The sequence below is a fragment of the Sporichthya brevicatena genome, assembly GCF_039525035.1.
Classification (GTDB): domain Bacteria; phylum Actinomycetota; class Actinomycetes; order Sporichthyales; family Sporichthyaceae; genus Sporichthya; species Sporichthya brevicatena.
On sequence record NZ_BAAAHE010000017.1, the window covers coordinates 84,812 to 95,946 of the forward strand.

Sequence of the window (11,135 nt, forward strand, 5' to 3'; positions counted from 1 at the left end):
CCCCGGCGGCGGGCCGCTCGACGTGGGCGCCGCTGGGGGTCCGCCCGTGCCGACGGCGAACGTGAACCGGCCGCTCACCGGAGAACCGTCGCTGGAGAACACCCGGTAGGCGACGGTGTAGGTGCCCGTGGATCCACCGAGCAACCGCTGGGTGACCACGCGCCCGTCGACGGTGGGTGGGCCGTCGGCGACCGACGATCCGTCCGGGCCGGTCACGACGACCGAGGCGGGCCCCGCCATCGAGCCGGTGAACTCCAGTCGCACCGTTCGAGGCGCGGCCGCGACCGTGGCTCCGGCGGCCGGGGAGGACCCGGCCAGCGACGAGTGCGCGAACGCGGGCGCCGGGCCGAGCAGGTACCAGACGAGGAGCCCGATCACGCCGAACGCCGTCGCCCGCGCCCTCATCGGCGCATCCCGAGGAGCGCCTGCCCGACGAACTCGCCCTCGGCACAACCCGGTGGCACGGCGTACACCGCGGACCCGATGGTGGTGATCCATTGGTTGAGCCGATCCAGTTCGGCCAACCGGCGCTGCACCGGCACGAACTGACGCTCGACGTCGGCCGCGAACGCGACGAACACCAGACCGCTGTCCTCCCCGGTGGGCCGCGACGGGTCGGGCACGCAGTAGTTGTAGCCACGCCGCAGGAACCGCTGGGCCGGGTTGGCGCTGCGCGCGCGAGCGATGTGGCTGGCCGGGTCGATCACCGGGAGCCCGAGGGCGTCGGTCGCCGCGAAGTCCGGGACGTCGTGCTCGTCGCGTCCGGTCAGCGGCGCACCGTTGTCGAGGCGGCGTCCGACCGCGGCCTCCCGGCCGGCCCGGTCGACCTGGTCCCAGGTCTCCAACTCGACGCGGATGCGACGCAGCACGAGGAACGTGCCGCCCGTCAGGCCGGGCCGACGGGACCAGACCAGCTCGGCGAAGTCGGGATCGGTCGCGGCGGGATTGGCCGTGCCGTCGACCTGACCCATCAGGTTCCGCATGGTCGTGCCGTCCGGTCGCATCCCGTACGCATCACGGAAGCCGTTCTGGATCCATCGTGGCCGCGCGAGGCCGGTCGCATCCTTGAGCAGCATCCGGCGGGCGTGCGCGACCGTGGTCGGATCGTCGGCGCAGATCTGCACGGCGAGATCGGTCTGGCGCCACTGCTTCTCCAGCGCGTCGGTGGCGAACGGCGGCAGTGGCTTGGCGCCGTCGACGGCCCCGCCGAGGATCTCGTCGAAGATCCGGGGCCCGAACCCGAAGGTGACCGTCAGCGCGGCCGGCGTGAAGGCCAGCTCGGGCTCGGTGTCGGCGAGGGCGGGACGACCGCGGGTCAGCCGCGCCGCGTCGTCACTGAGCAGCCGCATCAACCGGGCCAGGCCGGCGGCGCCGACCCCCCTCCGGAGATCGAGTCCGAGCAGGCTCAGGTGCGCCGGCGGCGGGGTCGAGACCCCGGCCTGATGCGGTCCGTGGAACTCGACCACCCGCGCGCCGGGCAGCGCACCGGGGGTGCGGTCGGTGCGGTCGGTGCTGTCCTCGACGGGCAGGGCCACGGCCGCGGCCGACCAGCCGAGGCCGGCGCCCGTGAGGGCGCCGGCGCCGGCCTGGAGGACTCTGCGCCGACTCCAGGTGCGAGCCGGGGCACTGGCCGGATCGGGCGTCACATCGCCCCGCCGGGTTCGTACTTCTCCTCGGCGCCGCTGAACGGTTTGACGACCGCCTCGGACTCGATCGTGCTCCCGTCGGAGAGCTTCCAGCTGATACTGACGATCTCACCCGTCCGGAGCTCCCGGGTCAGCTCCATGATCATCAGGTGGTTGCCGCCGGGTTCGAGCTCGAACCGACCACCCGCGGGGATGACGAACCCACCCTCCTTGGGCCGCATGACCATGGCGCCGTCGCCGTCGGCGACGGTCTCGTGGAGTTCGCATCTCGCGCCGATGTCGGTGGTGGCCCCGACCACGGTGAGGTCGCTGGTGCCCGGGTTGATCAGGGTGCCGAAGGCGGCGGTCATGCCGCTGGGAGCGGCCTTGACCCAGAGATCCGCCGGCGTGAGAACCGCCGCGGCGCTCGGCGAGGGTGTCGCGGCGACGGTCGCCTCGCCGGCCGCCGAACCGGCGGGGGCGTCGTCGTCCTGGCCGCAGGCGGTCAGGGACAGGGTGAGGGTGAGCGCGGCCGCACCGAGGGCAGCCGGCAGCGTACGGACATGCATGGTCGTTCCTGTCTGTGAAGTCGGATCGCGGTGCCGTGACGGACGGATCACCGCGGGCCCGCGGCCGACGGCGGCGGGATGGCGCGCTCGACCGCGCGCCGCCGACTCCTGGGGATCAGGTGGCCGGAACGCTCACGCGGTCGCGACGCGCGCGGGAGGTCCGCGGCGGGCGACCGACAGCGCGTCCCACACCGAGGAACGCAGGGCCGGCAGCTCGGCCGTGGTCCGTGCGGACACGCGGGCCGGGAGCGCCATGACTCCGGGAATCACGACGAAGCGCAGTCGGAGGCGTCGACCGACGAGCACGAGAATCGTCCACAGGCAGCGTTCGCCGCGGGCGAGCCAGAGCCCGACGACCGCGGCCGCCCCCGCGTGGGCGGCCATCATCCAGCCGTGCTCGTGGGCGTCCTGGAGCAGGTGCGCCACCCAGGAACGAACGTCGGCAGGTGGTCCGTGGACCGCACCACCCTCGCCGGTGTGACCGGCCGTCAGAGTCAGCAGCAGGTGGACGATCGCCTGACTTCCGACCACCAGGGCCACGATCAGGAGGCGCCCCGCCGGGCGCACCAGCATCGGGACGGCGACCAGCACGGCGAAGGCGAGCAGTCCCAGCAGCGTCATCGGGCCCGGCAGAAGACCGTCGGCGAACACGTGACCGATCACCCCGAGGGTGAACCCGATCGCCCCGACGACAGACGCACGCAGTCCGATCAGCCAGTGGCTCGGACGGATCTGCATACCTCCAGTGTGCGTGATCGCGTTCGACCGATTGCTCGGTGGTCCGCGGTCCGGCCGCGCGGACTCCCTCGCTCGCCGCATCCGCCGCCGGAAACGCCCCCTGCTCCGGGAGCGGGAGGCGTTTCGGTTGATCAGAGTGGGTGGAGCTGAGGGGACTCGAACCCCTGACCCCTTCCATGCCATGGCGACCGGCGGCGGACGAAGCACCACCGGCTGACAAGTAGCAGCAGGTCAACGGGGTGACGCAGGCCCGCGAGGTCCGTCGGAATCCGCGACTGTCCGCCGAGTTGCTGACTTTCTGCTGACGATCGGGCCGGGTCGGGCGCCGGGCACGCGCTCACGGCAGCAGCGTGAAGTGCCGGGTATGCGTTGGTCGGACCACGGTGAAGTCGCGGTGGTCCAGGGTCGCGATCTCAGGGCAGCCGAGACGTTCTGCGGTGGCCACGACGATGGCGTCCGTGGTGCCGAGCGGAAGGTTGGCGTAGTGCTCGACCAGGTCGGCGGCACGCGCCAGGTCCGCGTTCGTGGGCAGGTCCACCTCGAAGTCACCGGCCGCCAAGGACCGCAGGAACGCGGCTTCGCCGACCCTTCCGGCGTACTTGCTCAGCAGGTAGCCGACTTCGGCGATGACCGGTGCCGGCACGACGAGCGGGCGCTGAGCAAGGCGCACGCCGGTGAACAGGTCTACGCAGGCGCGATGGTCGGGGTCCCGCGTGAACGCTGCAGCGACCAGCGCGCCGGTGTCGCAGATCAGCACGGTCAGCGACCGAAGCCGTCTTCCAGCAACTCTTCGCTGCGGCGGCCGATCGCGGTCCCGTCACCTTCAGCGATGCCGAACCAGGCGGGGGGCCAACTCGACGTAGGGGTGGTAACCGGTCCCAGCCGACGTCGCAGGTCAGCAAGCACGGCGGGGACGTCCTGGTCGGGCATCTCGTCGACCAGGCGACGCAGCTCCTCGCGCTCTGGGTTCATGGCGTCGAGTGTAGGCGTGGGCATGGACAGATTCATGTGCTCACGACCATCACGGCGCTTGGACACGAAGCGCCGTCACCACCCGATGCCCGGGCCGCCGCCCCGGTCCACGGCTGCGCTCCCGGCCGTAGCCTCGGCTGCGCTGCCCTTGTCGGGCCTGGAGGCGCTCACGGGTTCGGCGCAGAACCGCGGTGGTCTCGCGCCCGGCCACCTCGGCGACCGCGTCGCGTCACTGCTCGCTCTTGGCCGGGGCGAGATAGCCGGCCTCGCGGTCGGTTCGTGGGCGTCGGGCTTCTTGCAGGGCGCGGCGACGGTCGTCGTCCTCGCGTCGACGGGCGTCGGCCTCGACCTGGCCGGTCAGGGTGGCGATCTCGCCGTTGAGCCTGGCGAGATCGGAGAAGCACTCGTTGAATCCGGCTTGGTGGCGGGCGATGGTCTCGCGCAGGCCCGCGCAGCGACCTCGACGCCATCCCGGGGTGCGGTCCAGCTCGGCGCGGTCCTGCCGTGCAGCACAGTCGTGCTCGGCCCAGGGACCGAGGAGTTCCGCCCGCGCCATCTGACGCTGCGCCAGAAGTACTGCCCGAGCGGCATGCTCGGCCGGAACGACCGGCTCCGCGGCCTTCCGAGCCGCTGTCTCGGCCGCCTCCCGGGCCCGCTCGAGCGCACGGGCGCGGGCCTTCTCCCGGACGACGTGCGCGGCGTCCTGCCCGCCGGTCCGCCCGAGGGCGTCGGCGAGCACCGCGTGCGTCTGATGATCGAGTGAGGACCGAGCCGTGTCAGTCACGGGCGGCAGGACGTGAGCATAATTCGAACTCAACAACTTCGGACTGTACCCGAAATTGTTGAGTCCCAGAGGAAAGAAATCAAACACAACAACTTTGACGACGAAGTCGCAGACCAAAGGAGTGGTCGAAACTGCCGGGGAACGTGGCAGCTTCCTCGGCTACGCCGCCGTGCGGGCCGACTCGACCAGCGGAGGCCACTCCCGGATCGCGATGACCCTGGAGATCTACACAGCCTCCGGGGACGCCGCCCACCGCACTGCATCGGACAGGGTCACGCGGCGCTCAAGCAGCCGCCGACGTCCACCGCCGTCGCCCGGCATCACCCGCTGACCAGCGTCGTTGCTACATCGCCCGTTACATCCGCCCACGAAAAACGCCTCCTGCTGCACGAGCAGGAGGCGTTTCGGCTGTTCAAGAGGGTGGAGCTGAGGGGACTCGAACCCCTGACCCCTTCCATGCCATGGAAGTGCGCTACCAGCTGCGCTACAGCCCCGGTTCCGACCCCCGCGGACCGCGGTGATCAGACGCTGAACGGTACCAGGATCCGGTCGGTGGTCGTGACGGGAGTCCTCGGTTCGAGGGTCAGCGGGCACACCTTCGTCGGGGTGGCCCCCGCCGCGGACGTCTGTGTCGGGGGCGGGGCCGGCGGAACCGGCTCAGCGCGGGGTCAGAGCTGGGTGGCGGCGAGCCAGCGGTCGGCGACCGCGAGGTCGCCGAAGGCCTCGAACCGGTCCCCGTCGTGCGGACGACGGCGGCCGTACAACAACAGCAGCAGGTCGACGAGGGTGCCGCGCAGCGCAACCGCGGCCTTGCCGTGCTCGGAGTTCCAGGTGAAGCCGCCGTCGGCGAGCTGGATCGTCCACTCGCCCGGGCCGTCGGTCGCGTGCAGGTGGAGTGAGTCGCCCGCCGGCAGTCCCTTGATGTTGTCCGCCGCGACGGCCGGCAGGTTCGTGAGGAACTCCTCGATGCCGTCGTACGCGACAGTGGGCGAGAGCTCCGGTTCCAGACCGAGAGCCAGCTGCGCGTCCATCCGGTGGACGGTCGTCTCGTGCAGCGCCCGGCGCGCCCACCAGCCCGCGGTCCCGCCCGGGCCCCACGTCCACACCGGCCGGTTCGGGTCCGTGGCGAGCGCGGCCCGAAGCGGCGACGCGCCCGCGGCGAGCCAGGCCGGCAGGCCCGTGCGCTGGGTCGGCAGGCCGAGGTCGACCTCCCGCGGCGAGACGCGCTCGGTGGACCCGCTGCGGAGGATGTGGGCGATCCAGCGGTGGACCGTGCCCGAGTGCCGGGTCAGCTTGCCGAGGTCCCACTCGGGGCAGCTCGGGACCGGAGCGTCGAGGTCCGCGTTCGCCACCAGTCCCGCGAAACGGACGATCTCCTCCGAGACTCCGGCGACGTACTCAGCGTGCTCCACGGGCGGAAGCATGGCAGCCGAACCGGCGTGGAATCCCGTTGGAAGCCGCCGGAAAGCTCACTCACAGACAACGTTCAACCGGCAGGCTGCCTCTGCGTCACACGGCGTGACAGATGCACCACCGAGCGTCCACCGAGCCCTCAGCCCGCCCAGCGGCCGTTGCTGAACAGCAGGACGAACGCGACTGCGAACGGCGCGATCACCGCCAGGTAGCCCTGGAGCACGACGGGCCGACGCAGGGTCCACGCGGCCAGCGCGATCCACAGCGGCCACCAGGTCAGGGTCGAGCGGGGGACGGAGAAGAACCAGTACGACGTCGTGAACGCGTACAGCTGCAGCCCGATGTAGGTCGCCTCGGCCCACCGACGTCTGCGCAGCAGCCACAACGTGAGCGCGATCCCGATCCCGACGGCGACGATCTCGGCACCGAAGTTCCAGGCGAAGACCGTCGACTGCTTCTCGTCGTACGCCGCCTCCCACGTGTTGGCCAGCGCCTCCCAGGGCCAGTGGAAGTTGCGGTACCACCCCCGCTCCTGGGCGTGCTGCCACGCGTTCCAGTCGCCGGTGCGGTCGTGGAGGTAGGTGAAGTACGCGGCGACGGGCAGCGCGGGCAGGGCCAGCCAGGGCGCGGACCGCCAGCGCCGCCGGCCGTCGGTGGCGGTGAGGAACTCGACGACGAGCGCCGCCGCGACGAAGACCCCGGTGATCCGGACCCCGCACGCGAGCGCCGTCAGCACACCGGCCGCCGCCCACCGCCCCTGGCGCGCGCACAGCCAGGCCGGGAACGCGAGGGCGAGGAACAACGCCTCCGTGTACGCCGCGGCGAGGAACACCGCGGGCGGCGCGAGGACGAACAGCAGCACCGTCCGCTCGGCGAGCGCCGCCGGCGCCGTCCCAGGCGCGGCCTCGGCCGCGGCGAGCCGGGCGAGCGCGACGATCGCCACGGCGCTCGCGACCAGGGAGATCGCGAGGCCGGCGACGACGTAGTCCAGCCCGCTGACCGTGTGGACCGCCCGGATCGCGAGCGGGTAGCCGGGGAAGAACGCCTCCAGCGGCGCGAGCTGCCCGATGCCGGGTTCGCCGTCGTAGCCCCAGCGGGCGATCGTGACGTAGTGGACGGTGTCCCACTGCGTCCACCGGTCCAGGTAGTGGACCGGCGTCCGGCCGTCCCGGTTCTCGGCGAACAGCCAGGCCCCGGCGCTGACGAGGGTGAAGATGCCGATCCGGCTCAGCAGCCAGTAGCGCAGCGCGATGGCGTCGACGCCGCGTGGCCGCGCCCGCTCGAGCGTCGCGCGGAGGTCGCTCACGCGGGCGCCCCGACCGGTTCCGTCGCCGTGGGCGCCGGTCGGACCGGCGGCGCGGTCGCCGCCCATCCGGCGGCGGGATCGTCCTCGACGCCGTCGGCGCGAACCGGGTCGCAGGCCGGACGGAGGATGTCGCGCACGACGACGGCGACGAGCCAGAGCAGGCAGACGAGCCGCAGCCCCACCGTCACCCCGTACGCGTCCATGGGCAGGCCCCGGTCGAAGCCGCCGAGCAGGTAGTACCAGACCGCGAAGAAGTAGATCACCTCCCCGGCCTGCCAGATCGCCAGGTCACGCCAGCGTGGGCGGGCCAGCGCGGCGAGCGGGAGCAGCCAGAGCGCGTACTGCGGCGACCACACCTTGTTGAAGATCAGGAACGCCGCGACGGTGAGGAACGCGAGCTGCATCAGCCGCGGCGGCTGCGGGGCGAGGAAGGCCAGGATCGCGATACCGGCGAAGGCCGCGACCATCAACGCCGTGCTGACGACGTCCAGCGAGCCGACGCCGTGGCCGTTCTGCGCGAGGACGTACCAGAACGACCCGAAGTCCGCGCCCCGGTCGGCGTTGAACTCGTAGAACGCGCGCCAGCCCTCGGGCGCAGCCAGCATCACCGGCAGGTTCACCGCGAGCCAGGTGACGGCCGTGGTCGCGACCGTCCAGATCAACGGCCGCCACCGCCGCGCGCGGATGCACACCAGCGCCAACGGCAGCAGGAGCACGACCGGGTACAGCTTCGCCGCGATCCCGAGGCCGAGCAGGACCCCGCACCAGCCTGGACGGCGGCGGGCCCACGCGAGCAGTGCCCCCGTCGCGAGGGCGACCGCGATCAGGTCCCAGTTGATCGTGCCGTGCAGCGCCAGCAGCGGGGACGCCGCGACCAGCGCGGCGTCCCACGGCCGTCGGCGGCCGGCGAGCAGCATCGTGGTCGCGACCAGGGCCAGCCCGGCGAGGCCGAGCAGGACGGCGTTGACGTCGTAGTAGCGCACGGCGCGCGCGTCCGCGGTGCCGTCGGCGATCAGCGAGGTGAACTCCGCGCTGACCCACATCACGAGCCCGGACAGCACCGGGTACTCCAGTGGCTGCCAGTCGCCGGTGTCGACGTACGGGATCGCGCCCTCGGCGAGGCCGCGCTCCCGGTACATGTGCGGGATGTCGGAGTAGCAGGCGTGGACGAACTGCTGCCCGTCGTTGCGGCTCCAGGCGTTCTCGCGACAGTCGGCGCGCTCGAGCACGCCGAGCGCGAGCACGACGGTCGCCAGTGCGAGCAGGACCCGCAGCGGTGTCCACCACCCGGTGGCGGGCGCTCGCCGCCGTCCGGCCGGGCCGCCGAGAACCTCGCTGCCCGACCGGATCACGGGGTCGTCGAGCGAGGGCGCGACCCGGTCCGGGCTAATTGCCTCCGCCCTGGTTTCCCGGGTTGCCGTTGCCCGGGTTGCCGCCGCCGTTCCCCCCGCCGCCGCCGTTGCCGCCGCCACCGCCGCCGCCACCGCCGCCACCGCTCGGTGTCGACGAGGGCTCCGGGTCGTCCGACGGGTCCGGTGTCGCGGACCCGGTCGGGGCCGGGCTGGGCTTGGGCGTCGGCTCCGGGGTCGGCGTCGGGACCGTCGTCGGGCCCGGGTCGAACGTCGGGAAGATCGGGCCGGGGCCGCTCGGCGGCAGGCCGGTGCCGGGGTCCACGCCGTCGAAGCCGCCCGGGTCGTACGGGTCCTTGCTCGGCGTCGGCGTGGAGGTCGGGGTCGCCTTGACGATCGGGAAGTCCTCGACGGGCTTGCCCTTGAGCGCGCCCTTCATGAACGTCGTCCAGGTCTGCGCCGGGTAAGTGCCACCGAAGAACGTGGACATCCCGGCGCTGCCGTCGAGCGACTTGGTGCCGTCGCCCTTGAAGTACACGACCGAGGCCGCGATCTGCGGGGTGCAACCGGAGAACCACGCGGTCAGGTCCTCGTGGGTGCCGGTCTTGCCGGCGACGGGACGGTTCAGCGCCTTGGCCCGGGTGCCGGTGCCGGACTTGACGACACCCTCCATCGCCTCGAGCGTGCCCGAGATGACGTGGGGCTCGAACACGGGCTCGGGGGAGATGTCCGGCTTGCGGATCGGCACCTCACCGCCGTTCGGCATCAGCACACGCTCGACCAGGTGCGGCTCGGCCTTGATGCCGCCGCCGCAGATCGTCGCGATCGCGCCGGCGACGTCGATGGCCGGCGTCGAGGCGATGCCGAGGGTGATGCGGGCGTTGGTCTCCAGACCCGGGGTGTTGTTCGGGATGCCCGCGCGGACCATCGCCTGCCGGACCTTCTGCGCCCCGATCTTCATCGTCGCCTGGACGAAGGCGGTGTTGATCGACTGCGCGAGCGAGGTGCGCAGCGACACCGCCGCGCCGTAGTCCTGGTTGAACTCGTTGTTGACCGGCTTGGACCCGGGCAGCGAGAGCGGCGAGTTCCCGTAGAACGTGCTGTTGAGGGTGTACCCCTCCTCCAGCAGCGCGGCCGTGGTGAAGACCTTCATCGTCGACCCGGACTGGATCGGGTACGTCGCGGTGTTCACCTGCGCGTACTTGCCCTTGCCGAGGAAGTCGGGGCCGCCGTACATGGCGAGGACGCGGCCGGTCTTGGGCTCGACCGCGACCAGCCCGGTGCGCAGGCCCTGGTTCTTGGTCTTCGGGAACTCCTTCGCGACCGCGTCGAGGGCGGCCTTCTCGGCCTCCTCGTCGAGGGTCGTGATGATCCGGTAGCCCTTGTTCTCGATGTCGTCCGCCGACAGACCGCGCCGCTGCAGCTCCTTCTTCACCGCGGTGAGGATGTAGCCGCGCTGACCGCCGTACCGGCTCTGCGCCTTGGCCTGCTTCGGGAACTTCGGGAACTTGAGCGCCGCACGGGCCTCGGGCGTCAGCGCCTTGGTGGTGACCATGGCGTCCGCGACGTAGGTCCAGCGGTCGCGCAGGCGACGCAGACCGTCGTCGTCGCTCGGCTCGTACGCGCTGGGACGCTGGATGATCGCGGCGAGCGCGATGCCCTCGGAGGGCGTCAGGTTCTGGACGTCCTTGTTCCAGTAGGCCTTCGCCGCGGCCTGGACGCCGTAGGCGCCGCGGCCGAGGTAGATGGTGTTCAGGTAGTCCTCGAGGATCTGGTCCTTCGACTTCTCGCGGTCGATCTTGATCGCGAGCAGTGCTTCCTTGAGCTTGCGCTGGACGGACCGCTCCGAGGACAGGTACGTGTTCTTCACGTACTGCTGGGTGATGGTCGAACCACCCTGGGTCGACCCGCCGCGCAGGTTGTTCCAGAACGCGCGGAACATGCCGCGGGGCGAGACGCCGTTGTCGGAGTAGAAGCTGCGGTTCTCCGCCGCGAGCACCGCGTCGCGCAGCGTCTGCGGCATCTTGTCGAGGCCGACGATGGTCCGGTTGATGTCACCGAACCGACCGAGCTCGACCTCGTTCCCGGCGTAGTACACGCGCGAGGTCTGCTGCGTCGCGACCTGGTTCGGCTCGGGGATGTCGATCCGCGAGTAGGCGATGATCATCATGAAGAAGCCGATGACGCCGACGGCCAGCGAGGCCCACAGCGCGCGCTGCAACCGGCGCTTCTTCTTGCTCTTCGGCTTGCCGGGCGGCCCGGCTGCGCCGCCCCACCACTTCCGGCCGGGACCGCGCCCCCCGCCGCCGGACCCACCGGAACCCTTGCCGCTGCCGGAACCTCCCCGGCCGCCGGTGCCCCGGGCGCCGGCCGCTCCCC

10 protein-coding genes, 1 tRNA gene and 1 pseudogene are annotated in these 11,135 nt (G+C 71.9%); all 12 read right to left on the bottom strand.

What is annotated here, in order from left to right; genetic code table 11:
- Nucleotides 1-498: pseudogene (locus ABD401_RS25090) on the bottom strand (copper resistance CopC family protein); the annotation flags it as partial.
- Nucleotides 402-1,646 carry a Dyp-type peroxidase gene (locus ABD401_RS11910; protein ID WP_344604923.1) on the bottom strand — a complete coding sequence of 415 codons (1,245 nt, stop codon included), beginning with the start codon at nucleotides 1,644-1,646 and terminating at the stop codon, nucleotides 402-404. The pseudogene ABD401_RS25090 and the gene ABD401_RS11910, both read right to left, overlap by 97 nt.
- On the bottom strand, nucleotides 1,643-2,194 hold the full coding sequence (locus tag ABD401_RS11915) for a copper chaperone PCu(A)C (protein ID WP_344604925.1): 552 nt from the start codon (nucleotides 2,192-2,194) through the stop codon (nucleotides 1,643-1,645). The genes ABD401_RS11910 and ABD401_RS11915 overlap by 4 nt, the downstream gene beginning before the upstream one ends.
- Before the next feature lie 132 nt (nucleotides 2,195-2,326).
- The gene (locus tag ABD401_RS11920) at nucleotides 2,327-2,932 is read right to left on the bottom strand and encodes a hypothetical protein (RefSeq protein ID WP_344604927.1); all 606 of its coding nucleotides are present in this window, start codon (nucleotides 2,930-2,932) and stop codon (nucleotides 2,327-2,329) included.
- A 337-nt stretch (nucleotides 2,933-3,269) separates the two neighbouring features.
- Nucleotides 3,270-3,689: a type II toxin-antitoxin system VapC family toxin gene (locus tag ABD401_RS11925; protein ID WP_344604929.1), complete on the bottom strand. Its 420-nt coding sequence runs from the start codon at nucleotides 3,687-3,689 to the stop codon at nucleotides 3,270-3,272.
- A gap of 2 nt (nucleotides 3,690-3,691) precedes the next feature.
- Nucleotides 3,692-3,904 carry a hypothetical protein gene (locus tag ABD401_RS11930; RefSeq protein WP_344604931.1) on the bottom strand — a complete coding sequence of 71 codons (213 nt, stop codon included), beginning with the start codon at nucleotides 3,902-3,904 and terminating at the stop codon, nucleotides 3,692-3,694.
- Nucleotides 3,905-4,133: 229 nt separating this feature from the next.
- Nucleotides 4,134-4,688, bottom strand: coding sequence for a hypothetical protein (locus ABD401_RS11935; protein WP_344604933.1), 555 nt, complete (start codon nucleotides 4,686-4,688; stop codon nucleotides 4,134-4,136).
- Nucleotides 4,689-5,109: 421 nt separating this feature from the next.
- A tRNA-Ala gene (locus ABD401_RS11940) sits at nucleotides 5,110-5,182 on the bottom strand.
- Between the two features lie 174 nt (nucleotides 5,183-5,356).
- The gene (locus ABD401_RS11945) at nucleotides 5,357-6,100 is read right to left on the bottom strand and encodes a maleylpyruvate isomerase family mycothiol-dependent enzyme (protein ID WP_344604935.1); all 744 of its coding nucleotides are present in this window, start codon (nucleotides 6,098-6,100) and stop codon (nucleotides 5,357-5,359) included.
- 140 nt (nucleotides 6,101-6,240) lie between these two features.
- The gene (locus ABD401_RS11950; RefSeq protein WP_344604937.1) at nucleotides 6,241-7,407 is read right to left on the bottom strand and encodes a mannosyltransferase family protein; all 1,167 of its coding nucleotides are present in this window, start codon (nucleotides 7,405-7,407) and stop codon (nucleotides 6,241-6,243) included.
- Nucleotides 7,404-8,759, bottom strand: a complete 1,356-nt coding sequence (locus tag ABD401_RS11955) for a glycosyltransferase family 87 protein (protein ID WP_344604939.1) — start codon at nucleotides 8,757-8,759, stop codon at nucleotides 7,404-7,406. Before ABD401_RS11955 ends, ABD401_RS11950 begins: the two co-directional genes overlap by 4 nt.
- A 34-nt stretch (nucleotides 8,760-8,793) precedes the next feature.
- A partial coding sequence (locus ABD401_RS11960; protein WP_344604941.1) for a transglycosylase domain-containing protein occupies nucleotides 8,794-11,135 on the bottom strand: 2,342 nt, incomplete at its 5' end.